This is a genomic window from Sphingomonas panni (assembly GCF_022664435.1).
Lineage (GTDB): Bacteria > Pseudomonadota > Alphaproteobacteria > Sphingomonadales > Sphingomonadaceae > Sphingomonas > Sphingomonas panni.
The window spans coordinates 166,554-189,597 of record NZ_JAKREU010000002.1; the positions used below are offsets into that span (position 1 = coordinate 166,554).

26 protein-coding genes, 1 tRNA gene and 1 pseudogene are annotated in these 23,044 nt (G+C 65.7%); 15 read left to right on the forward strand and 13 right to left on the reverse strand.

The genetic code is table 11. The features are described from left to right. Positions 1-25 precede the first annotated feature (25 nt). Positions 26-562: an HdeD family acid-resistance protein gene (locus MF609_RS05530; protein WP_242415308.1), complete on the forward strand. Its 537-nt coding sequence runs from the start codon at positions 26-28 to the stop codon at positions 560-562. Between the two features lie 268 nt (positions 563-830). On the opposite strand, the pseudogene MF609_RS05535 reads toward MF609_RS05530, so the two are convergent. The 3 genes and pseudogenes from MF609_RS05535 to MF609_RS05545 all read right to left on the reverse strand — a co-directional run bounded on the left by MF609_RS05535 (position 831) and on the right by MF609_RS05545 (position 3,213). After that, positions 831-1,299 (reverse strand): annotated as a pseudogene (locus MF609_RS05535) (glutathione peroxidase). Beyond that, positions 1,296-1,970, reverse strand: coding sequence for an ABC transporter ATP-binding protein (locus MF609_RS05540; RefSeq protein WP_242415309.1), 675 nt, complete (start codon positions 1,968-1,970; stop codon positions 1,296-1,298). Before MF609_RS05540 ends, MF609_RS05535 begins: the two are co-directional and overlap by 4 nt. Next, positions 1,963-3,213 carry a lipoprotein-releasing ABC transporter permease subunit gene (locus MF609_RS05545; protein ID WP_242415310.1) on the reverse strand — a complete coding sequence of 417 codons (1,251 nt, stop codon included), beginning with the start codon at positions 3,211-3,213 and terminating at the stop codon, positions 1,963-1,965. The genes MF609_RS05540 and MF609_RS05545 overlap by 8 nt, the downstream gene beginning before the upstream one ends. A 622-nt stretch (positions 3,214-3,835) precedes the next feature. Between MF609_RS05545 and MF609_RS05550 the strand changes: the two genes are divergently transcribed. Then, a complete protein-coding gene (locus MF609_RS05550) occupies positions 3,836-4,324 on the forward strand; it encodes an Hsp20 family protein (RefSeq protein WP_242415311.1) in 489 nt (162 codons plus the stop codon). Positions 4,325-4,500: 176 nt separating this feature from the next. On the opposite strand, the gene MF609_RS05555 is transcribed toward MF609_RS05550, so the two are convergent. Together MF609_RS05555 and secG are read right to left on the reverse strand one after the other, a co-directional pair. Continuing rightward, positions 4,501-6,150, reverse strand: a complete 1,650-nt coding sequence (locus MF609_RS05555; protein ID WP_242415312.1) for a CTP synthase — start codon at positions 6,148-6,150, stop codon at positions 4,501-4,503. A 97-nt stretch (positions 6,151-6,247) separates the two neighbouring features. Then, complete coding sequence (secG, locus tag MF609_RS05560) at positions 6,248-6,616, reverse strand: preprotein translocase subunit SecG (protein ID WP_242415313.1); 369 nt, start codon at positions 6,614-6,616, stop codon at positions 6,248-6,250. Between the two features lie 224 nt (positions 6,617-6,840). Here secG and MF609_RS05565 point away from each other — a divergent pair, with 224 nt between their 5' ends. The 8 genes from MF609_RS05565 (at position 6,841) to eda (ending at position 14,850) form a co-directional block, all read left to right on the forward strand. Continuing rightward, a complete protein-coding gene (locus MF609_RS05565) occupies positions 6,841-7,167 on the forward strand; it encodes a MarR family transcriptional regulator (RefSeq protein ID WP_242415608.1) in 327 nt (108 codons plus the stop codon). Next, positions 7,097-7,993: a C40 family peptidase gene (locus tag MF609_RS05570; protein ID WP_242415314.1), complete on the forward strand. Its 897-nt coding sequence runs from the start codon at positions 7,097-7,099 to the stop codon at positions 7,991-7,993. The genes MF609_RS05565 and MF609_RS05570 overlap by 71 nt, the downstream gene beginning before the upstream one ends. After that, complete coding sequence (gene argC / locus MF609_RS05575; RefSeq protein ID WP_242415315.1) at positions 7,990-8,919, forward strand: N-acetyl-gamma-glutamyl-phosphate reductase; 930 nt, start codon at positions 7,990-7,992, stop codon at positions 8,917-8,919. The genes MF609_RS05570 and argC overlap by 4 nt, the downstream gene beginning before the upstream one ends. 122 nt (positions 8,920-9,041) lie before the next feature. Continuing rightward, positions 9,042-10,502 carry a glucose-6-phosphate dehydrogenase gene (gene zwf, locus MF609_RS05580; protein WP_242415316.1) on the forward strand — a complete coding sequence of 487 codons (1,461 nt, stop codon included), beginning with the start codon at positions 9,042-9,044 and terminating at the stop codon, positions 10,500-10,502. A 128-nt stretch (positions 10,503-10,630) separates the two neighbouring features. Continuing rightward, positions 10,631-11,335: a 6-phosphogluconolactonase gene (pgl, locus tag MF609_RS05585; protein WP_242415317.1), complete on the forward strand. Its 705-nt coding sequence runs from the start codon at positions 10,631-10,633 to the stop codon at positions 11,333-11,335. Further along, a complete protein-coding gene (gene edd / locus MF609_RS05590) occupies positions 11,335-13,155 on the forward strand; it encodes a phosphogluconate dehydratase (protein ID WP_242415318.1) in 1,821 nt (606 codons plus the stop codon). Before pgl ends, edd begins: the two co-directional genes overlap by 1 nt. A gap of 121 nt (positions 13,156-13,276) precedes the next feature. Further along, positions 13,277-14,245 (forward strand): glucokinase, encoded by a 969-nt coding sequence (locus tag MF609_RS05595; RefSeq protein WP_242415319.1) that lies wholly within the window; start codon positions 13,277-13,279, stop codon positions 14,243-14,245. Further along, positions 14,242-14,850: a bifunctional 4-hydroxy-2-oxoglutarate aldolase/2-dehydro-3-deoxy-phosphogluconate aldolase gene (eda, locus tag MF609_RS05600; protein WP_242415320.1), complete on the forward strand. Its 609-nt coding sequence runs from the start codon at positions 14,242-14,244 to the stop codon at positions 14,848-14,850. The genes MF609_RS05595 and eda overlap by 4 nt, the downstream gene beginning before the upstream one ends. A gap of 142 nt (positions 14,851-14,992) precedes the next feature. On the opposite strand, the gene MF609_RS05605 is transcribed toward eda, so the two are convergent. From MF609_RS05605 to fabD, 8 genes are all read right to left on the reverse strand, one after another. Then, complete coding sequence (locus MF609_RS05605) at positions 14,993-15,322, reverse strand: hypothetical protein (protein WP_242415321.1); 330 nt, start codon at positions 15,320-15,322, stop codon at positions 14,993-14,995. Next, positions 15,322-16,290: an endolytic transglycosylase MltG gene (gene mltG / locus MF609_RS05610; RefSeq protein ID WP_242415322.1), complete on the reverse strand. Its 969-nt coding sequence runs from the start codon at positions 16,288-16,290 to the stop codon at positions 15,322-15,324. Before mltG ends, MF609_RS05605 begins: the two co-directional genes overlap by 1 nt. A 4-nt stretch (positions 16,291-16,294) precedes the next feature. Next, positions 16,295-17,551 (reverse strand): beta-ketoacyl-ACP synthase II, encoded by a 1,257-nt coding sequence (gene fabF, locus MF609_RS05615; RefSeq protein WP_242415323.1) that lies wholly within the window; start codon positions 17,549-17,551, stop codon positions 16,295-16,297. A 119-nt stretch (positions 17,552-17,670) separates the two neighbouring features. Next, positions 17,671-17,907 (reverse strand): acyl carrier protein, encoded by a 237-nt coding sequence (locus MF609_RS05620; protein WP_055760552.1) that lies wholly within the window; start codon positions 17,905-17,907, stop codon positions 17,671-17,673. Between the two features lie 90 nt (positions 17,908-17,997). Further along, a complete protein-coding gene (locus tag MF609_RS05625; RefSeq protein WP_242415324.1) occupies positions 17,998-18,507 on the reverse strand; it encodes a hypothetical protein in 510 nt (169 codons plus the stop codon). After that, positions 18,504-19,241 (reverse strand): 3-oxoacyl-[acyl-carrier-protein] reductase, encoded by a 738-nt coding sequence (fabG, locus tag MF609_RS05630; protein WP_242415325.1) that lies wholly within the window; start codon positions 19,239-19,241, stop codon positions 18,504-18,506. Before fabG ends, MF609_RS05625 begins: the two co-directional genes overlap by 4 nt. A gap of 3 nt (positions 19,242-19,244) precedes the next feature. Then, positions 19,245-19,673: a GxxExxY protein gene (locus MF609_RS05635; RefSeq protein WP_242415609.1), complete on the reverse strand. Its 429-nt coding sequence runs from the start codon at positions 19,671-19,673 to the stop codon at positions 19,245-19,247. 39 nt (positions 19,674-19,712) lie between these two features. Continuing rightward, positions 19,713-20,648 (reverse strand): ACP S-malonyltransferase, encoded by a 936-nt coding sequence (gene fabD, locus MF609_RS05640; protein WP_242415326.1) that lies wholly within the window; start codon positions 20,646-20,648, stop codon positions 19,713-19,715. A gap of 167 nt (positions 20,649-20,815) precedes the next feature. Between fabD and MF609_RS05645 the strand changes: the two genes are divergently transcribed. The 5 genes from MF609_RS05645 (at position 20,816) to MF609_RS05665 (ending at position 23,025) form a co-directional block, all read left to right on the forward strand. Continuing rightward, positions 20,816-21,193 carry an RcnB family protein gene (locus tag MF609_RS05645; RefSeq protein ID WP_242415327.1) on the forward strand — a complete coding sequence of 126 codons (378 nt, stop codon included), beginning with the start codon at positions 20,816-20,818 and terminating at the stop codon, positions 21,191-21,193. A gap of 150 nt (positions 21,194-21,343) precedes the next feature. Further along, positions 21,344-21,760, forward strand: coding sequence for a 30S ribosomal protein S6 (gene rpsF / locus MF609_RS05650; protein WP_066689152.1), 417 nt, complete (start codon positions 21,344-21,346; stop codon positions 21,758-21,760). A 12-nt stretch (positions 21,761-21,772) separates the two neighbouring features. Beyond that, entirely contained in the window at positions 21,773-21,997 is a 225-nt protein-coding gene (gene rpsR / locus MF609_RS05655; RefSeq protein ID WP_010543816.1) for a 30S ribosomal protein S18, read from the forward strand. 12 nt (positions 21,998-22,009) lie between these two features. Next, positions 22,010-22,603 carry a 50S ribosomal protein L9 gene (gene rplI / locus MF609_RS05660; protein ID WP_066689154.1) on the forward strand — a complete coding sequence of 198 codons (594 nt, stop codon included), beginning with the start codon at positions 22,010-22,012 and terminating at the stop codon, positions 22,601-22,603. Positions 22,604-22,950: 347 nt separating this feature from the next. After that, a tRNA-Glu gene (locus MF609_RS05665) sits at positions 22,951-23,025 on the forward strand. Positions 23,026-23,044 lie beyond the last annotated feature (19 nt).

A 23,044-nucleotide genomic window follows, 5' to 3' on the forward strand; every position in this document is an offset into this window, starting at 1 on the left:
TCCGAACGTATACAGGAGGTTCCCGATGACCGATTTCGCCCGCGATACCCGCAAAGCGGCCCCCGGATGGGGCTGGACGCTCGCCTATGGCATCGTGTCCGTGCTGATCGGCATCCTCGCCTTCGCCGCGCCGTTCCCGGCGACGCTGGCGGCGACGATCGTGGTCGGCTTCCTGTTCCTGACAGGCGGCATCGCCTCGTTGATCGCGGCCTTCCGCAATCGCAGCGGGCGGGGCTATGCGCTGTTCTTCGGACTGCTGTCGGTTCTCGCCGGCGGCTATATGATCGTCCTGCCGGTCGGCGGCGCGCTGTCGCTGACGCTGATGATGATTATCTGGCTCGGCGCGCGCGGCGTCATGGAACTGGTGATCGGCATCCGCTTCCAACGGCTACGCGTCCCGATGCTGCTGCTCGGTGCGCTCAACATCGTGCTGGCGATCCTGCTCTACACGACCGTGCCATGGTCGGCGCTGACCCTGCCCGGCTATATCCTCGGCGCCAGCTTCCTGTTCGGCGGCATCGTCGCGATCATGGGTGCGCTGCAAGACCGGCGGGAGGCATAGCGACGACCCCTCACCCACTCGTCACCCCGGGCCTCACCCGGGGTCCCGCTTCTTTCCCTGCAACTGTCGGGACAGGCGGCACCGGAATTCGAGGCGAAACCCCTGACGAAGCCCCAAGTCCGTACCCCGGCGAAGGCCGGGGCCCAGTTGGAACACGTTGGTAAAGTACGGCAAAGCCTTCCCAACTGTACCCCGGCCTCCGCCGGGGTACGCTGACTGTTTGGGGGATTCGGTACCGCAAGTCCTCTTCGAGCGCGGCGATTACAGCCTACCCCAACGCCGCGACGACCGCCCCTTCCAGCTCCTCCGGCTTCGTCGTCGGCGCGAACCGTGTCACGCCGGACCAGAAACTTGGTAAAGTTCCACTTCACCGCTTCGCTACCCAGCACCCCCGGCGCGGCCTTCTTCAGCGCCCGAAACAGCGGCGCAGCCTCCGCCCCGTTCACATCGACCTTCGCGAACACCGGAAAGCTGACATCATAGGTCAGCGAACAGAATTGCGCGATCTCCGCCGCATCGCCCGGCTCCTGCCCACCGAACTGGTTGCAGGGAAAGCCCAGCACGGCAAAGCCCTGCGCACCGAACTTCCGGTGCAGGGCTTCCAGCCCGGCATATTGCGGCGTGAAGCCGCATTTTGACGCGACGTTGACGATCAACAACACCTTGCCACGATAGTCCGCCAGCGTCGTCTCCGCCCCATCGGCGGTCCGCACCGGCAGGTCGTACAGGTCGCTCATTGCAGCACGCCGTCGTGCAGCCGAACCACGCGGTCCATCCGCGCGGCCAGCCGTTCGTTATGCGTCGCGACCAGCGCCGCCGACCCCTGCCCCCGCACCAGCCGCAGGAATTCGGCGAACACCACGTCCGCCGTCGCCTCGTCCAGATTGCCGGTCGGCTCGTCCGCCAGCACCAGCGCGGGCCGGTTCGACAGCGCACGCGCCACTGCGACCCGCTGCTGCTCACCGCCCGACAACTGGCTAGGCCGGTGATGCAGCCGCTTGGACAGGCCGAGCGCGCTCAACAATTCGGTCGCGCGCGCATCCGCCTCGCCCCGCTCGCTCCCCCGCACCAGCTGCGGCAGCACGACATTCTCGACCGCGTTGAAGTCGGGCAGCAGGTGGTGGAACTGATAGATGAACCCCATCCGGTCGCGCCGCACCTCGGTCCGGCGGTTCGCGCCGGCCTTGGCGACCTGTTCGCCGCATACCAGGATTTCGCCCTCGAACCCGCCTTCCAGCAGCCCGACCGCCTGCAACAGCGTCGACTTGCCCGACCCCGACGGTCCCAGCAGCGCGACGATCTCGCCCGGCGCGACGGTCAGTTCCACGCCGCGCAGCACGTCGATCGTCGCCTCGCCCTGCGTGAAGCTGCGCCGCAGGTTGCGGGTTTCCAGAACCGGCTCAGTCATAACGCAGCACCTGCACGGGGTCGGTATTGGCCGCCTTGAACGCCGGGTACAGCGTGGCGAGGAACGAAAAGAGCAGCGCGACCAGCGCGATAGTGACGATCTCGACCGGATCGACCTTCGACGGGAGTTCGGTCAGGTAGCGCATCGTCGGGTCCCAGATGTCGATGCCGGTCAGCGCGCCGATCCCGCCGACGATCTGCTGGCGAAAGGCGAGGAACACGAACCCCAGGATCAGCCCCGCCCCGACGCCCAGCGCACCGATGGTCGTGCCGACCGTCATGAAGATGCGCAGCAACCCGCCGCGCGTCGCGCCCATCGTGCGCAGGATTGCGATATCGCGCGTCTTGGCGCGGACCAGCATGATGAGCGACGACAGGATATTGAACACCGCGATCAGGATTAGGATCGACAGTACGGTAAAGGTCACGATCCGGTCGACCGCCAGTGCCTGAAACAGCTCGCCGTTCAGCTGTCGCCAGTCGACGATCTGCGCGCTGGCGACATATTTGCGCGCCAGCGGGGCGACGATCTGCTCCACCTTGTCGGGATCGGTCGTCTCCAGTTCGATCGACCCGACCGTATCCCCGCTCAGCAGCAGCGTCTGCGCATCCTCGATCGGCATGATGACATAGGCCTTGTCGAGGTCGTACACGCCGACCTCGATGATCGCGGCGATGCGATACGGCACCTGCCGGATCATCGTGCCGAACGGCGTCGTCGGCCCCTGCGGGCTGATGATCGTCAATTCGCTGCCGACCGTGACGCCCAGCGCCTGTGCCAGGCGACTGCCGATCACGACATTGCCGCTGCCCGGCGTGATGCTGCGCAGCGACCCCAGCTTCACATTGTCGCGGATCGTCGGGTTGTCGCGGATATCCTCGATCCGCATCCCGCGCATCAGGATGAACTCGGACCGACCGTTATAGGTCGCGAACAGCGGCTGTTCGATCAACGGCGTCGCGCTGGTGACCCCCGGCGTCCGCCTGGCCTCGGCAGCGATGTTGCGCCAGTCGGGCAGCTGGTTGTTATAGCCCTGGATAAGCGCGTGACCGTTCAGCCCGACGATCTTGTCGAACAGCTCGGCGCGGAACCCGTTCATCACGCTCATCACGATGACGAGCGCGGCGACGCCCAGCATGACGGCGACCAGGCTGATCGAGGCGACCAGCGCGATGAACGCCTCCCCCCGACCGGGGAGCAGATAGCGGCGGGCGATCATCCGCTCGTAACGCGATAACAGCATGGGGGCGGTCGATATCCTGACAGGCGAGCCGAAGTTGGCGCTGTAGGTAGGCGAAGCCGCGTCTGCAATCCATGCTGTTGCGGATTCGACACATGGTTAGCAAAACCGTAGCAAACGTGCCGCTACCCCGGTGACAGATCGGCACGGGCATCCTACGACGACCACACGAAGCGCAGGCAATACAGGCCACGGTTCGGGGAGGCCAACCGGCTCCGCCCTGGAAGGGGGGAAGGGGCGTAGAAGCGGTGGCAACCAAGGGGGCTGACGAGCGATCGTCACGCAGGCGGCCGGGCTGGAAACAGTCCGGCCGTTTGCCGTTTGGGGCTTCCACGCGCACATTGCGACATCCGCAACCTTCCGCCCCCCGCTCCTCCTCCGCGACTAATCGCCGATCGGCCCGTCAGTGCCAACTTCGGCATCTGGCGCCACCTTCCGCGACCCGCTTTCCCCTCCCCGACCGGTCGTCACCAAGCGCTGTATCGCGCAACCTTCGCCAACCTCTTGAACCCGTCGAGACACGAACCATATCGGTTCGCGAACGGTGCCTTCGGGGCCGTTCACGAACCGGCATCGCGACCATGGATGCTGCTCGATCAATTCGCTTCGAACTGGAGGATTTGACATGCGTGCTTTCGACTTCACCCCCTATCGCCGCTCGACCATCGGCTTCGACCGGCTGTTCGACCTGCTGGAAAACAACGCCCGCACCAATACGGGTGAGAATTATCCGCCCTTCAACCTCGAACGCGTCGCCGAGGATCGCTACCGCATCACGCTGGCGGTCGCAGGCTTCAAGCAGGACGAGGTGGAGATTACCGCCCAGCAGAACCTGCTCGTGGTTTCGGGCCGCAAGGCCGATCAGACCGATGCGCAGAAGAGCGCGGTGCTGCATCTCGGTATCGCCAATCGCAGCTTCGAACGCCGCTTCGAGCTGGCCGACTTCATCGTCGTGGAAAGCGCCGACCTTGCCGACGGCCTGCTGACCATCGAACTGCGTCGCGAAGTACCTGACGCGATGAAGCCGCGCCGCGTCGCGATCGGCGGATCGAGCGCACAGCCGGTCATCGCCAACGATGCAGCGAAGGGAGATGAAGCGGCCGACGCCGCCTGATGAAGACGGGCGCCCGGACCTATTTGGTTCGGGCGCCCGTTCTGCTTTGGGGTTGATCTTCGCCCTAATCGTCATTCCCGCGCAGGCGGGAATCCATATACGCTGACGTTCGCTTATCAATCGCAGCCGTTGCGGCTATGGATTCCCGCCTGCGCGGGAATGACCACTCAAGTGTTTCAAACCAGCCGCGACTGCTTCAACGCCGCGCCGATGAAGCTCGCGAACAGCGGATGCGGGTCGAACGGCTTGGACTTCAGTTCCGGGTGGAACTGCACGCCGACGAACCACGGATGGTCGGGCCGCTCGACGATTTCCGGCAGCATCCCGTCGGGCGACATGCCCGAAAAAACCAGCCCGCCCGATTCGAGCATGTCGCGATAGGCGGTGTTCACCTCATAGCGATGGCGATGCCGCTCGCTGATCGTCGTTCCGCCATAGACGGATGCGACGACCGAATTGCCCGCTAGCGTCGCTTCATAGGCGCCCAGCCGCATCGTGCCGCCAAGGTCGCCGTCCGATTCGCGCTTCTGAATGCCTTCCGGCGACATCCATTCGGTGATCATGCCGACCACCGGCTGCTCGGTCGGGCCGAACTCGGTCGACGAGGCATCGGCGATGCCGCCGGTCGAGCGGACCCCCTCGATACACGCCATCTGCATCCCGAAGCAGATGCCGAAATAGGGCACCTTGCGCTCGCGCGCGAAGCGGACGCTGGCGATCTTGCCCTCGGCACCGCGTTCACCGAACGCACCGGGGACGAGGATGGCGTGGCACGGCTCCAGCTCGGCCGCGACCATGTCGTGATCGCCCTCGAACAGCTCGGCGTCGATCCAGCGAATGTTGACCTTGACCCGGTTGGCGATGCCGCCATGGACCAGCGCCTCGTTCAGCGACTTGTACGCATCCTGCAGGCCGACATATTTGCCGACCACGCCGATCGTGACTTCGCCTTCCGGGTTCTGCAGCCGATCCATGATGTCGCTCCATCGCGACAGGTCGGGCGCATCGCCCGGTTCGATGCCGAACGCGCGGAGCACTTCTGCGTCGAGTCCCTCGGCATGATATTGCTCGGGCACCGCATAGATGCTCGGCGCGTCGAGCGCGGGAATGACCGCACCCGCCGGCACGTTGCAGAACAGCGCGATCTTCGCCCGCTCGCTCGCCGGCAGCGGCTTTTCGCAGCGACATACCAGCACGTCGGGCTGCACGCCCAGTGCCGCCAGTTCGCGCACCGAATGCTGGGTCGGCTTGGTCTTCAGCTCGCCCGCCGCCGCGATATACGGCACCAGCGTCACGTGGATGCTGATCGAGCGGCCGCGACCGAGTTCGTTCTTCAGCTGGCGAATCGCCTCGATGAACGGCAGCGATTCGATATCGCCGACCGTGCCGCCGATCTCGCACAGCACGAAGTCGAGGTCCTGCCCGTCGTCGTCGACGGTATCGGCCTGGGCGAACGCCTTGATCGCATCGGTGACGTGCGGGACGACCTGCACCGTCGCGCCCAGATAATCGCCGCGCCGTTCGCGCTGGATGATCGTCTGGTAGATACGGCCGGAGGTGACGTTATCCGACTGATGCGCCGCGACGCCGGTGAAGCGTTCATAGTGGCCGAGGTCGAGGTCGGTTTCGGCCCCGTCGTCGGTCACATAGACTTCGCCATGCTGATAGGGCGACATCGTGCCCGGATCGACGTTCAGATAGGGATCGAACTTGCGGATGCGGACCTTGTAGCCGCGCGCCTGCAAGAGTGCTGCGAGAGAGGCCGCCATGAGGCCCTTGCCGAGCGACGAGACCACGCCACCGGTGATGAAGATATACCGCGCCATGGGAGATATCGCCTAGCGTCGAACGCCATCGCCGCCAAGCGCAGGATTGCTCCTGCGCCCGCGAAATACGACGGACCGGTTGATGGAAAGGGTTTTTTTAGCGCGCCAGCGGGACGGCGCCGTTGTCGGCAACGGGCGCACCGGTCAGGTTGCCGACCGGATCGGCCGCCGGATTGGCCGGGCCGCTAACCGCCGGCGGCGGAGTCGTCGGCCGGGCGAGCGACGTATCGATCGACGACCCGCCCCGATTCGCGGCGATCACCGCCAGCGCGATGCTCATCGCGATGAACAGCCCGGCCAGAATCGCCGTCGCCCGCGTCAGGAAATCGGCCGCGCCACGCGCCGACATCAGGCCCGACGGGCTGCCGCCGGTGGTCAGTCCGCCGCCTTCCGACTTCTGCATGAGGATCACCGTCACGAGCAGCGCGGCGATGATCGCATGGACGACGAGCAGGAAGGTGAACATGGCCGGGGAACATTTCCGAAAGAAAGGAGTGCGGGTGTCGAAGGGCGCCACATAGGCGAGCCCGCGCCCGCGATCAATGGAGCGCCAACGGTCCGTCCGTAACATTATCGTATCGACCGGGAAACCAAGCGCGCGATTGCGACGTTCATCTTTCGATCCCGCCCTACGGCCTGTTCTGACGTTAGGTTCCAGCGATGTTCCACACGATCCCACTCAAGAAATGGATGGACGGTCTGGTCGATTATGTCCGCTCGGGCGAACCCGACCTGACCAATCGCCAGATGGCGCTGATGATGATCGTCTACCTGCAACCCGGCCCCCACACCGTCCGCGGCCTGGCCCGTGCGCTCAACGTATCGAAGCCGGTCGTAACGCGCGCCTTGAACAGACTGGGTACGCTCGGCTATCTCCGCCGCCAACGCGACGATGCCGACAAGCGGAACATCTTCGTTGCGCAGACCAGCGAAGGGGCAAATTTTCTTGCAGAGTTCGGGCAGTTCATGGGCGGCGACGACGTCGGCGACTATCACCGGCGACACGCCAGCGCGTAACCGCTTCGCGCTGCGGACACGGTCGGTCGCAATCGATTCCCGAACCGATGCGGTCCGTCGTGATCTGGCGGACATCCGGCTGGCCGATCGGGTGTTCGCGCCCCATTATGCCGTTCCGACCCGCCGCATGGTCGGCACGCCTACCGCCATTACAGACGCACCGGACGGTGTACCGCTGTCGCAGATTCTGCCTGGCGAACCGTTCGACGTGCTGGAGTTCACTTCGACCCATGGATGGGGCCGGTCGCCGATCGACGGCACTGTGGGCTTCGTCACGCGCGACCGGCTGATCGAACATTTCGACACGTCGCACGTCGTCGTTGCTCGGCAAGGTATCGTCCACGCCGATCCGTCGACCGCCCGCCCCCTGCCCCTGACGCTGCCGATGGGCAGTCGGGTCGCTGCGACGTCCGCCAATGACGACTGGTATGAGGTCGATGGCGGCTATGTCGCTGCCAGCGCACTGCAAGCATTGTCCGACGGTACCGGCGATGCCGTCGACCACGCGCTGCTGCTGCGCGGCGTGCCGTTTGCAGCAGGCGGGCGCTCGGGCGATGGCGTGGACCCCGCGGGGCTTGTTTTCCTGACCAGCGCACTGGCCGGGTCGGTGCCGCCGCGCTTTCTGGACCTGCAGGCCGAACAGTTCGGCACGCCCTTGGCGGACGGCGACACGCTGCGTCGTGGCGACCTCCTGTTCTTTTCCGATCACGTCGCCATGCTGGTCGATGGCGACACCGTAATTCATGTCGACGACGTCGTACGGTGCGAGCCCCTGGCCGCGCTCGACCGGTTCGGCCCCATCTGCGCACGGAGGCGCCCCGCATGACCGTCCGCGTCTTTATCGACGGTGCCGCCGGCACCACCGGCCTCGAAATCGCCGACCGGCTCGGCAACCGCTCCGAGGTCGAGTTCATCACCCTCGACGATGCTCGCCGCAAGGAGGCATCGGCACGGCGCGAAGCGCTGAACGACGCCGATTTCGTGATCCTGTGCCTGCCGGACGATGCGGCGCGCGAAGCGGTCGCGATGATCGACAACGACCGCACGCGCGTGATCGACGCCTCGACCGCGCACCGCGTCGCCGATGGCTGGACCTATGGGATGGCCGAGCTGGAGCCGTCGCAGCCGGGCGCGATCGCGACGGCGATGCGCGTGTCCAATCCGGGCTGCTACCCGACCGGCTTCCTCGCGCTCATCCGTCCGCTGGTGCGCGCCGGGCTGGTCCCGCATGAATGGCCGGTCAGCGTGAACGCCGTGTCGGGCTATTCGGGCGGCGGCAAATCGATGATCGCCGCGTTCGAGAATGGCGAAACCGACACCGCATGGCTCGGCTACGGACTGTCGCTTGCGCACAAGCATGTGCCGGAGATGCAGCGCCATGCCCGGCTGGCGCATCCGCCGCTGTTCCAGCCGTCGGTTGCGCGCGTATATCGGGGCATGGTCGTCGAAGTACCGCTGCCGCTCTTCGCGTTCCACCGTCGTCCCAGCCTGTCGGCGATCGAATCCGCGCTTCAGGAAGCGTATCGCGAATCGCCGGTGGTCCGCGTCCTGCCGGGCGACGACAGCGCCATCCCGATCGAAGCCGATGCCGGCACCGACCGGCTGACGCTGCGGGTGTTCGGCAACCAGGATACCGGGCAGGCGCGGCTCGTTGCGACGCTCGACAATCTGGGTAAGGGGGCATCGGGTGCTGCGGTGCAGAATTTCAACCTGATGGCCGGGTTCGACCAGACGGCCGGGTTGACCTTGTAACCCCAACGCAATTTCGTAACGATTCGAGCGTTTCACGCGCATCGCATAGCCATGCCGCCTTCGCGTTTGCGAAATTGGCTGCTAGGAGCGCGCACGACCACGGTTAAAGAGCAGGAGTTGGCATGACGAGGGACCCGGTAGCGAAGCTGCTGCTGTTCGGCGCGACGGGAGACCTGTCGCAGCGGATGCTACTCCCCTCGCTTTACGGCCTTCATGCGGATTGCCTGCTGCCCGATGGCCTGACCATCACCGGTACCGCCCGGCACGAACATGACGATGCCGGCTTCCGCGACTTTGCACGCCACGCGCTCGACCAGTTCCTGCCCGACGACCGCAAGGACGAAGCGGCGATCGATGGCTTCCTCGCGCGCCTGCACTATCAGCCGCTCGATGCATCCAACGTCGACGGCTTTGCCGCGCTGGCCGAGAAGCTGGGCGATATTTCCGGCGGCCTCGCCATCTTCCTGTCGACCGCACCGTGGCTGTTCGGCCCGACCATCACCGGCCTGAAGAGCGCGGGCCTTGCCGGCCCGAACGTCCGCATCAGCCTCGAAAAGCCGCTGGGCAAGGACCTGAAGTCCAGCCAGGAGATCAACGATCTCGTCGCTGCCGCCTTCCCGGAGGAGCGGACCTACCGGATCGATCATTATCTGGGCAAGGAAACCGTCCAGAACATCCTCGCGCTGCGGTTCGGCAATGCGATGTTCGAGCCGGTGTGGAACGCGCGCGGCATCGACAATGTCCAGATCACGATTTCGGAGACGGTCGGCCTCGAAGGGCGCGCGGGCTATTATGATGAGGTCGGCGCGCTCCGCGACATGGTGCAGAACCACGTACTGCAACTGGTCGCGCTGATCGCGATGGAGCCGCCCGCCCGGTTCGACGGCACCTCGATCCGCGACGAAAAGGTCAAGGTCCTGCGCTCGCTGCGCCTGATCGGCCCCGACGAGGTCAACAGCCACACCGTCACCGGCCAATATGACGCCGGTGCGGTGAAGGGCGAGATCGTCCGTGGCTATGATGAGGAGCTGGGCAAGGAATCGGACACCGAAACCTTCGTCGCGGTGAAGGCGCATGTCGACAACTGGCGCTGGCAGGGGGTCCCCTTCTACCTGCGCACCGGCAAGCGGATGACCGACCGCCACTCGGAAATCTCGATCCAGTTCAAGCCGGTGCCGCACTCGATCTTCGCCGATCGCGGCGGGCAGTTGCAGCCCAACACCCTCGTCATCCGCCTGCAGCCGGAGGAATATGTCCGCTTGCTGGTGATGGCCAAGGAACCCGGGCTCGATCGCGACGGCGTGCGCCTGCGCGAAGTGCCGCTCGACCTGTCGCTGACCACCGCCTTTGCCGGTACCCGCCGCCGCATCGCCTACGAACGGCTGCTGCTCGACCTGATCGAGGGGGACCCGACGCTGTTCGTCCGCCGCGACGAGGTGGAGGCGCAATGGACCTGGATCGACGCCATCCGCGATGGCTGGAAGGCGAACGGCACGAAGCCGAAGGGCTATTCTTCGGGCAGCTGGGGCCCCAATGCCAGCGTCGCTCTGACCGAACGCGACGGGGTGACGTGGAACGAGTGAGCGACTGACGCGCTCCTTTGCCAGTACCCCGTTTGCTTCGAGCAGCCTCGAGCCTGTCGAGATGCGCCCGTCGAGAAGCCGTTCTCGACAAGCTCGAACTAAACGGTTTTTTGCAGGATAAGAGATACATGACCGAGATCGAATGGTGGGAATATGACGAACCCGCCGAATTTGCCGAAGCGCTTGCCGGCGATATCCAGTTCATCATCGAATCGGCGATCGACGCGCGCGGCGCGGCGGTGATCGCGCTGGCGGGCGGCCGCACCCCCGCCCCGATCTATGACAAGCTGGTCAAGGCCAAGCTCGACTGGAAGCGGGTGACGATCGTCCCGACCGACGACCGCATCGTGCCGATGGGCGACGCGCTGTCGAACGTCACCGGCCTCGCCAAGATCTTCCTGCCCAAGGGCGCGCGGGTGATCCCGCTGACCGCGGAGAAGGCCGTCGATTACAAGGCCGCCGGCCGCGCCGCCGATGCCCGGTTGCAGGACCTGCACTGGCCGCTCGACCTCTGCCTGCTCGGCATGGGTGCCGACGGCCATACCGCATCGATCTTCCCCGGCCCCGACCTGACCGAGGCGCTGACGGGCCCCAAGGAACGCCGCGCATTGGGCGTGATGCCCGATCCGTTGCCGCCCGAGGCCCCCGTCGCCCGCGTGACGCTCAGCCACGCCGCGATCGCCTCGGCCCGCGCGCTGATGATCGCCATCACCGGTGACGAAAAGAAATCGGTGCTTGAACGCGCGATCGATCAGGGCGCATCCTCGTCCTATCCGATCGGCCGCGTGCTGGCCGAGGTCGAACTTCCCGTCGATATCCATTGGAGCCGCTAATGGCCCTCAACGCCACGATCGCCGCCGTCACCGACCGCATCATTGAAGCGTCGCGCGAAAAGCGTGCTGCCTATCTCGCGCTGATCGATCGCGAGCGCGAGAGCGGCGTCGACCGGCCGATGCTCGGCTGCGCCAACCTCGCACACGCCTATGCCGGGACCGACGAGGATCGCGACGCGATGCGTCCGGCCAACCGGATGAACATCGGCATTGTCACGGCGTACAACGACATGCTGTCGGCGCACGCGCCCTATTACCGCTATCCCGAACAGATGAAGGTCTGGGCGCGTGAAGCGGGCGTGACCGCGCAGGTCGCGGGCGGCGTACCCGCGATGTGCGACGGCGTGACGCAAGGCTTTCCGGGCATGGAACTGTCGCTGTTCAGCCGCGATACCATCGCCCTGTCGACGGCGGTAGCGCTCAGCCACGGCACGTTCGAAGGTGCGGCGCTGCTCGGCATCTGCGACAAGATCGTGCCGGGCCTGCTGATGGGTGCGCTGCGCTTCGGCCATCTGCCGATGGTGCTGATCCCCGGCGGCCCGATGCGCTCGGGCATCCCCAACAAGCAGAAGGCGGCGGTTCGCGAAGCCTATGCCGAGGGCAAGGTCGGCCGCGAGGAACTGCTCGACGCCGAAATCGCGGCCTATCACGGCAAGGGCACCTGCACCTTCTACGGCACCGCCAATTCGAACCAGATGATGGTCGAGGCGATGGGCCTGCACGTGCCCGACGCCGCCTTCGCCAATCCGGGGACGAAGCGTCGGCAGGAACTGACCCGCTACGCCGTACACCGCCTCGCCGAGATCGGTTGGGACGGCGACGATTATCGCCCGATCGGCCGGGTGGTCGATGAAAAGGCGATCGTGAACGCCGCCATCGTATTGCTCGCGACCGGCGGGTCTACCAACCACCTGATCCACCTGCCCGCCATTGCGCGCTCGGCCGGGATCATCATCGACTGGGACGATTTCAACCGCCTCTCGGAAGTCGTGCCGTTGCTCACCCGCGTCTATCCCAACGGATCGGCGGACGTGAACGGGTTCGAGGATGCCGGCGGTCCGTCGTTCGTCATCCGCGAGCTGCTGCGCGGCGGGCTGCTGCACGGCGACGTGCTGACCATCGCGAAGGACGGCATGGCCGCTTATGGCCGCCAGTCGACCATCGAGGACGATCAGCTGGTCTGGAAGGACCATGCGCCGGTTAGCGGCGACGACACCATCGTCCGCACCATCGACGCACCGTTCGCAGCCGAAGGCGGCTTCCGCATCCTCGAAGGCAATATCGGTCGCGCCTGCATCAAGGTGTCGGCGGTCGATCCCGATCGCTGGGTCATCGAAGCACCCTGCCGCGTGTTCAGCGATCAGGCGTCGGTGCAGACTGCGTTCAAAAATGGTGAACTCGACCGCGACGTCGTGGTCGTCGTCCGCCATCAGGGGCCGCGTGCCAACGGGATGCCGGAGTTGCACAAGCTGACCCCACCGCTGGGCGTGTTGCAAAATCGCGGGTTCCGCGTGGCGCTCGTCACCGATGGCCGCATGTCGGGCGCTTCGGGCAAGGTCCCCGCCGCCATCCACCTTTCGCCCGAAGCATTGGGCGGCGGTCCGATCGGCAAGCTGCGCGACGGTGACGTCATCCGGCTCGACGCCAACGCCAACACGCTGGAGGCTTTGGTCCCGGCCGACGAATGGGCCGCGCGCGAACATGCGCCCGTCCCGCCGGCGGCGGACGGCACCGGTCGCGAAATCTTCGCGATGATGCGCCAGGGCGCGAGCGAGGCGGAAGCCGGCGGGTCGGCAATGCTCGCGGCGGCAGGGCTGTAAACCAGAACCACCATCCTCGTACCCCCGCGCAGGCGGGGGTCCAGAGCAACGAGCGTCGACCCATGCGACTCTGGATCCCCGCCTTCGCGGGGATACGTAATCGGGCTATGAGAGGAATGTCATGGAAGTCGTTGCGGTAGATATCGGCGGAACGCACGCCCGTTTCGCGATCGCCGAGGTCGAAAACGGCCAGGTCGTTCATCTGGGCGAACCGATCACGCAGAAGGTCGCCGAACATGGCAGCCTCCAGCTGGCATGGCGCGCCTTCGAACGCGACCTGGGCCGCCCCCTGCCCACCGCCGCCAGCCTTGCCGTCGCCTCGCCGGTCAACGACACGCTCATCAAGTTCACCAATAATCCGTGGATCATCCGCCCGCCGCTGATGAAGGAGCGACTGGGCGTCGATACCTGGACGATCATCAACGATTTCGGTGCGGTCGGCCACGCCGTGGCGCAGGTCGCGGACGAAGATTTCATCCATCTGTGCGGCCCCGAAGGCCCGTTGCCCGAAAAGGGCGTGGTCACGATCTGTGGCCCCGGCACCGGCCTTGGCGTCGCCCAGCTGCTGCGGACGGCGGATCGCTATCACGTCCTCGAAACCGAAGGCGGACATCAGGATTTCGCTCCGCTCGACGGGATCGAGGATGCGCTGCTCAAGCGGCTGCGCAAGGCGCATGGCCGCGGGTCGAACGAGCGTGCCTGTGCCGGCCCGTCGATCGTCGCATGGTATGAAACGCTCGCGGAGATCGAGGGCGCGCCGATGCCGCACAGCGATGACAAGACGATCTGGGCCGCCGCGCTCGACGGTACCGACAGCATCGCCGTCGCCGCGCTCGACCGCTTCTGCCTCACGCTGGGTGCGGTCGCGGGCGATCTGGCGCTGGCGCAGGGTGCGAAGGCGGTGGTGATTGCCGGCGGCCTCGGCCTGCGCCTGAAGGATCATCTTCTCGAATCCGGCTTCGGCACGCGCTTTACGGCCAAGGGCCGCTTCCAGCAGCTGATGGCCGGCATTTCGGTCAAACTCATCACCCATCCCCAGCCCGGCCTGTTCGGGGCCGCCGCCGCATTCGCGCAGGAGCACGCTCGATGACCGTCACCATTTCCGACATCATGCAGACCAGCCCGGTCATCCCGGTCCTGGTCGTACATGACGCAGCGCAAGCCCGCCCGATGGCCGAGGCACTGGTCAAGGGCGGCCTGCGCGTCCTCGAAGTCACGCTGCGCACCCCCGCCGCACTCGAAGCCATCGCCGAGATGAAGAAGGTCGACGGCGCGATCGTCGGTGCCGGCACCGTGGTCAGCCCCGACCAGTTCCGTCAGGCGATGGACGCCGGTTCGGAGTTCATCGTCTCCCCCGGCCTCACGGAAACGATTGCGCGCCCGATCATCGACAGCAAGGTGCCCTTCCTGCCCGGTATCGCCAATGCCGGCGACATCATGCGCGGCCTTGATTTGGGTCTCACCCACTTCAAGTTCTTCCCGGCGGAGGCATCGGGCGGTCTGAAGGCACTGAAGGCACTGGCCGCGCCCTTCTACCAGGCGAAGTTCTGCCCGACCGGCGGCATCACCGAAGCGAGCGCGCCGGAATGGCTGGCGTTCGATCCGGTGCTGTGCGTCGGTGGCAGCTGGATAGTCGGTTCGACCCATGCGGAAACCGAAACCCGCGCCCATGCGGCGGCGGGCCTGCGAGGATAATCATTTCCTCCCCGGCACGGGGAGGGGGACCGTCGCCGGAGGCGATGGTGGAGGGGGCTAGCCTCAAACGCTACTGCAGCGGCTGAGGCTAGCCCCCTCCACCATGCTGCGCCTGGTCCTCCTCCCCGTGCCGGGGAGGATGTCAGAACGCCTTTGCTTCTGCCGGGGTAGCCCAACCGAGCGCCTCCGCGCCCCGCAGATATACCATCAGCCGCTCGCCCCTTGCCGGGTCGCGGCGTCCACCGCAGATCGCGCGCCAGTAAGAGATCGTACGGACCTTGCCGTCGGCAACGTTCCGCAGCCGCGCGATCGCCGGATAGCGGCTCAGGTCGAGCGCAAGCACATCCATCAACAGCATTTGTTCGGTTCCCGCCGGTCGCGCCGTCAGCGGGCGATAGGGATTGGAAATCGTACATCCCGCCGCGGGCTGCGCAACGACGCACAACGCCGCCAGCAGCACCGCCCCACGCATCACATCTCGCCCCGCGCCCGGCGGATCTCGTACCATTTCTTCACATTGGCATTATGTTCGGCCAGTGTCTCGGCGAACACATGGCCGCCGGTGCCGTCCGCCACGAAATACAGCGCCTTCGTGTCCGCCGGGTCGAGGACCGCGTCGATCGACGCCTTGCCCGGGTTGGCGATCGGCCCGACCGGCAACCCGGCCGAGGCATAGGTGTTGTAGCCATTCTTCGCCTGCAGCTCCGACTTGCGGATGCGCCGGCCAAGCGGCTTGCCCTTGGTGATCGGATAGATGACGGTCGGATCGGCCTGCAGCCGCATTCCGGTCCGCAGGCGGTTCGAATAGACGGCGGCGACCATGCGCCGTTCCGCCGCCTTGCCGGTTTCCTTCTCGACGATCGAGGCGAGAATGATCGCCTCGCGCGGCGTCTTTACGACGCTCGTCGGCTTGCGCGTCTTCCACGCGGCGGCGAGGTAGCGGTCCATCGCCGCCTGCATCCGCTTCACCAGCGCCGCACGGTCGCCATCGCGTTCATAGCTGTAGCTGTCGGGCAGGATGCTGCCCTCCGCTGGCAACGGCGCCGGACCTTCCATCTGCGGCGCCTTCGCAACCGCTTCCTGCACCAGCACCGAAGGCCAGCCTTCGGGCACCATGACGAAGCGTTGCAGCGTGCGACCGCCCTGCAACAGCTTCAGCACATCCGCCTGGCTCAGCCCCTTCGGGATGCGATACTCCCCGGCACGGATCGGATCGTCACTGCCCAGGAACCGCGCAAACAGGCGGAATCGACCGGCCGACCGGATCGCGCCCGCTTCTTCCAACTGTTCGGCGGCCGAGGCGAGGCTGGCCCCCTGCGGCACCGTCACCGTCAGCGTGCGCTGCGCCGGACCGGCTCCGCCCCAGCTTTGCATCACCATGAACAGCCCGCCGATGACGAGCAGCCCGAGGATGAGGCCGAGGCATCCGATCCGGCGCATCGCTTCAGATCGCCTTCATCACCAGCGACGCATTGGTGCCGCCGAACCCGAACGAATTGTTCAGCACCGCGCGCACCTGCCGCTTCTTGGCGACGAGCGGGACCAAGTCGACACCCTCGGTTCCCTCGTCGGGATTGTGCAGGTTCAGCGTCGGCGGCACGATCTGGTCGCGCAGCGCGAGGATGCAGAAAATGCTCTCCACCGCACCGGCCCCGCCCAGCAGGTGGCCGATCGCCGATTTGGTGCTGGACATCGACGCCCCCGACAGGTCGTCGCCGAACACGCGCTTGGCGGCGGCCAGTTCGATCGTGTCCGCCATGGTCGAGGTGCCGTGCGCATTGATATAGTCAATGTCGCTCGGCTCCATGCCCGCCTTGCGCAGCGCCATGCGCATCGCATTCTCGGCACCCTTGCCCTCGGGATGGGGCGCGGTGACGTGATAGGCGTCGCCCGACAAACCATAGCCCACGACCTCGGCATAGATCTTCGCGCCACGCGCCTTGGCGTGCTCATATTCCTCAAGCACGATGACGCCTGCGCCCTCGCCCATCACGAAGCCGTCGCGATCCTTGTCATAAGGGCGGCTCGCTTCGGTCGGGCGGTCGTTCATGCTCGTGTTGAGCGCCCGCGCCTGCGCGAAGCCGGCGACGCCCAGCGGGTTGACGGTGCTTTCCGCGCCGCCGGCCAGCATGATGTCGGCATCGTCGTCGCGGATCATCCGCGCCGCGTCGCCGATCGAGTGCGCGCCGGTCGAGCACGCCGTCACGACGGCATGGTTCGGCCCCATCAGCCCGTACTTGATCGACACCTGACCGCTGATGAGGTTGATGAGGCGACCATGGACGAAGTGCGGGCTGACCCGGCCGGGGCCGCGTTCGTGCAGGTTGACCGATTCGATCTCGATACCCGGCAGGCCGCCGATACCCGAACCGATCGACACGCCGGCACGCAGCTTCGTCGCCTCGTCCATCTCGGTCAGACCGGCGTCTTCCAGCGCCTGTCCGGCGGCGTCGATGCCATAGATGATGAACGGATCGACCTGCCGCTGAATCTTGTGGTCGACCCGCTTGTTCGGATCGAAGCCATATTCATGGTCCGCCGGCTTCACCTCGCACGCGATCTGGCACTTCTGGTTCGACGCATCGAAATGCGTGATCGGACCCGCGCCCGACTTGCCGGCGATAAGGTTCTTCCAGGCGGTTTCCACCTCGGCACCCAGCGGGGTCACGAGGCCGAGGCCGGTCACGACTACGCGGCGCATGGCATTACTCTCCGTTCCGATACTTAACGAACGACCCCCCGCCCATGGCTGTTCGCCGGGACGGGGGGCCGTGAAACCTGTAGCCTGAGCGGCGGGACGGCGGGGCCGTCCCCGCCGGATCAGCCCTTATGCTCGTCGATATAGGTGATCGCGTCCTTGACGGTCGTGATCTTCTCGGCGGCATCGTCGGGAATTTCGACGCCGAATTCTTCCTCGAACGCCATGACCAGCTCGACGATGTCGAGGCTGTCCGCGCCCAGATCGTCGATGAAGCTCGCGTCCTCGGTCACCTTTTCCGCTTCGACGCCGAGATGCTCGACGACGATCTTCTTCACGCGTTCGGCGGTCTCGCTCATATTCATTCCCTCTTCACATTCGGGGTGTTTATTACCTGAATGCCCCTAAAGCGCGTCCGGCCCGTGCGCAAGAGCGCCGGTGCGGACGCATCAGCCCTTGGCGGCGAACAATCGTGCCAGCGTCGCCGCGTTGAAGGCATATCCGCCCATCAGCCGCTGCAACCGCGTATCGGTCTTCTTGCCGCCAGCCAAGCTCATCATGCCGGTCATGAAGGCATCCACCTCGGCCGTCTGCTTGCGCGCCAGAAAGGCGTTCAGCACGGCAGGCGGCGTCTGGCTGAGCCGGCGATTGACGGCAACGGGGTCGACGCCCTTGGCCGACAGCCCGGACGCCAGCGCCTCGACCGCGACGCTGGTGACGACGATATCGCCCGCGCGCGCATCCACCTTGCCGGTGCCCGGCTGACACGTCGCGGCGTGACGACGCGCCGTCTTGACCAGCGCCTCGGTCGCCGGCGTCGGCTTCTTGCCCTCCAGCACGCCGACGATCATGCCCTGCTGCATCTTCGCCAGATCGCCCTTGGGCAGCTTCGCCACGGTGCATTTGACGACATTGGCATCGCCCGCGGCCAGCATCGCCGCCATCAGCATCACGCTCATACCATCGCCATCCCGCCGTTCACATGGATCGTCTGGCCGGTCACGTAACCGGCTTCGCGACTGGCGAGATAGGCGACCGCAGCCGCCACGTCACCGCCGGTGCCCAACGCCCCGGCCGGAATCTTGCCCAGCAGAGCGGTTTTCTGCGCCTCGGGCAGGACGTCGGTCATCGCCGAGGCCATGAAGCCCGGCGCGACGCAGTTGACGGTGATGCCACGGCTCGCCAGTTCCTGCGCCAACGCCTTAGACATGCCGACCAGCCCGGCCTTCGACGCGGCATAGTTTGCTTGCCCCGGATTGCCGGTCTGCCCGACGACCGAGGTGATCGACACGATCCGGCCGAAACGTGCCTTCATCATCGGCTTGGCGGCGGCACGGCACAGGCGGAACGCCGCCTCGAGGTTGACGCGGATCACCTGATCCCATTCGTCATCCTTCATCCGCATGGCGAGGTTGTCGCGCGTGACGCCGGCATTGTTGACGAGGATATCGATCTTGCCGAGCGCGCTCACCGCCTGCGGCACCAGTCCGTCGACCGCAGCACCGTCCGACAGATCGCAGACCAGCGGCACATGATCGCCACCCAGTTCGGCGGCGAACGCCTCCAGTTTGGCGGCATTGGAACCGGACAGCGCAAGGCGCGCCCCCTGCGCCGCCAGGCCCTTCGCAATGGCGGAACCAAGGCCACCGCTGGCACCGGTCACGAGGGCGGTCATTCCCATTAAGTCGAACATAGGTTAGTCTTCCTGAATTTGGTTCACGCGAAGGCGCGAAGACGCGGAGGGGCGGTAGTCGTTGACGATCCGGCGCAGCCCCTCCTTGAGCGTTTCGCCGCCGAAATTGAGAAGCAGCCCGATAGGCTGCTTGGTGAGACGAAGATAAGTCAGCAGTTGCTTGGCGTGAACGGCGTTCAGCCGTTCGACCGATTTAACCTCGACCAGTATCATTCCGTCGACGATCAAGTCGATGCGGAAGGCAGCTTCGAACCTGATACCATTGAACAGGATGTCAACCGGGTGCTGGCGAACAACGTCGTACCCCATCGCAGCCAGCCGCCCGGCCAACAGCATCTCGTACACACTCTCGAGCAGCCCCGGACCCAGTTCACGATGCAGGCGCAGCGCAACGTCGACAATGTCGCGGCAGATGTCCTCGCGATCCTTGATCTTCGTGCCTCCGCGCCTTCGCGTGAAACCGAATCCTTCTTACAACCGACCCACCAGCGCTTCGATGTCGGCCATCGTCACCACGCTGGTCGCCGTCGCATCCGGTGCGATGCGCTTGACCATCGCGCCCAGCACCTTGCCGCCCAGTTCGACGAAATCGCCGACGCCCGCTTCCTGCATCGCCAGCACCGATTCCCGCCAACGGACCATGCCGGTCACCTGCTCGACCAGCAGCGAGCGGATCGTTTCCGGGTCGGCCACGGGCGCGGCGGTGACATTGGCATAGACCGGGACGACCGGTGCCGACAGCGCGACATCGGCGAGCGCCGCGGCCATCGCGTCGGCGGCAGGCTGCATCATCGGACAGTGGAACGGGGCCGATACCGGCAGCACGACCGCGCGCTTGATCCCCATTTCCTTCGCCAGCGGCACCGCACGCTCGATCGCCGCCTTCGCGCCGGAAATGACGACCTGCGACGGGTCGTTATCGTTGGCGACGGTGCAGACCTCGCCCCCCGCCGCCGCCTCGGCCAGCGCCTGCGCCTTGGCGAGGTCCGCACCCAGCAGCGCGGCCATCGCCCCCTCGCCCACCGGCACCGCCGCCTGCATCGCCTGCCCGCGCAGCTTCAGCAGCCGCGCGGTGGTCGACAGGTCAAGTGCACCCGCGGCGCACAAAGCGGTATATTCGCCGAGCGAATGTCCCGCCACGAAATCGGCCTTGTCGGCCAGGCGAATGCCGCCCTCGCGCTCCAGCACGCGCAGCGTCGCAATGGCGTTCGCCATGATGGCGGGCTGGGCATTCTCCGTCAGCAGCAGGTCGGCATCGGGACCCTCGGTCATCAGGCGAAAGAGATGCTGGCCCAGCGCCTCGTCGACCTCCTGGAACACCTCACGGGCATGGGGGCTGGCGGCGGCGAGTGCGGCGCCCATGCCGACCGACTGGCTCCCCTGCCCCGGAAAGATGAATGCGCGCATCGCCGACGTCTCCTGCAAATCCAAGCCGCGCGGCGTAGTCGCTCGGCCAAGCTGAACGCAAGAGGGACCGTTGCGACAGGCTGCGACCATTTCGCACGATCGGTGACAAACCCCCGTTACAGCCCGTCCCCATCTTGGCCTCAACAGCAAATCGAAGGAGACCGAAGATGAAGAAGCTGATCCTCGCCGCAATGACCGCCTCGCTGCTCGCGACGCCGATGGCCGCATCCGCGCAGAGCCGCACCGTCATCAAGGAACGCCCCGGCCGGACCGTCGTGGTCGAAAAGAACCGCCATGGCCAGAATGTCCGCCGGACCGTGGTTCGCCAACAGCCGGTGCGCTTTACCAACTGGCAGCGCGGCCAGCGGTTCGACCGGAACCGTGCGCCGAACTATCGCCAGATCGACTATCGCACCTATCGCCAGCGTGGCGTCTACGCCCCGCCGCGTGGCTATCAGTGGGTGCAGTCGGGCAATGACGCGGTGCTGATCGCGATCGCCAGCGGGCTGATCGGCGCGGTGATCGGTGGCGCCATCGGCAACTGACCTTGCCTTTCCGCGTGATTCGGGTAAGGGAATACGCATCCGGGGTGACGGGACCAGTGCCTGTCGCCCCGGATTGCATTTGAAGACGACAGCCGGAGGGGCTCCGCGACAGGCGCGGCGTCAGCGATCGGCCAACAGACGAGAAAGAATATGGCTCTCTACGAGCACGTGTTCCTTGCGCGCCAGGATTTGGCACAGGCGCAGGTGGACGCGCTGGCGGAAACCGCCACCAAGATCGTTCAGGACATGAACGGCAAGGTCGTCAAGACCGAAACCTGGGGCCTGCGCAGCCTCGCCTATCGCATCGCGAAGAACCGCAAGGCGCATTACGTCATGCTCGAAATCGACGCGCCGGGCGACGTCGTTGCCGAACTGGAGCGCCAGACGCAGATCAACGAAGACGTGATCCGCTTCATGACCGTCAAGGTTGACGCGCATGAGGAAGGTCCGACCGTCATGATGCGCAAGAGCGAGCGTTCGGAGCGTGGCGACCGTCGTGGTGGCCGTGACCGTGACGACCGTGGTCCGCGCCGTGAGCGCGAGCCGTCGGCCGAAGTCGAAGCGTAAGGAGCAGCACCCATGGCACGTCCGTTTTTCCGCCGCCGCAAGAGCTGCCCCTTCTCCGCGAAGGACGCTCCCCGGATCGACTACAAGGATGTTCGTCTGCTGCAGGGCTTCGTGTCCGAACGCGGCAAGATCGTCCCGTCGCGCATCACTTCGGTGAGCGCCAAGAAGCAGCGCGAACTGGCCCAGGCCATCAAGCGCGCCCGCCATCTGGGCCTGCTGCCCTACATCGTTAAGTAAGGAGCGCCCGACATGGACGTCATTCTGCTGGAACGCGTCGAGAAGCTCGGCGCCATCGGCGACGTGGTGAAGGTAAAGGACGGCTTCGCCCGTAACTTCCTGCTGCCGCGCAAGAAGGCGCTGCGCGCCAACGAAGCAAACAAGAAGGTGTTCGAGGCGAACCGCGAGCGGATCGTCGCCGAAAACGCCGCCCGTCGCACCGACGCCGAAGCCGAAGCCAAGACGCTGGAAGGCGTTTCGGTCACGCTGATCCGTCAGTCGTCGAACACCGGTCAGCTCTACGGTTCGGTCGCGGTCCGCGATCTGGTCGACGCGCTGGTCGCCGATGGCCACAAGGTCGACAAGTCGCAGGTCGCCCTCGATCGTCCGATCAAGGCGATCGGCCTGCACGACGTGAAGATCGCGCTCCACCCGGAAGTGTCGGTCACCGTCAAGGTGAACGTCGCCCGTTCGCCGGAAGAAGCCGAAATGCAGGCGCAGGGCGTCGACGTCATGGCGTCGATGTTCGAGCGTGACGATGCCGGCTTCACCGAGGATTACGATCCCAACGCCGAGCCGGGCGAAATCGCCCGCGACGACGCGAACACGGAAGAAGCGCAGGGCTAAGCCCGACGGTTTCGACCAACGGAAAAGGCCGCCGGAGCGATCCGGCGGCCTTTTTTCTTGTAGCTATGCGGCACGATGCCCGTGGGTCAGGGACACGCCACGCAGGCACCGATCACGGCCGCGAGGGGGATGAGCGAGAGGATGACGGGAACGGCCTTGGCCATGATAGCTGCCCTGCAATGAATGGTTCACCGGGTTCAAAGCACGGGAAATGGAAAGGTTTCGTTTTCCTGAACAATATACGTATCAAATCGAAACTTTTCCCTGCCGTCGATTGCGTGTTTCGCGGCACCTTTGCCAACTTGACGGCATCCCGAATGCAGCGTAGGAGCGCTCCTCCCGCAAACGGCCCCTTCGTCTAGCGGTTAGGACGTCGCCCTCTCACGGCGAAAACACGAGTTCGATTCTCGTAGGGGTCACCATTCCGGCGCTGCGTCGCGG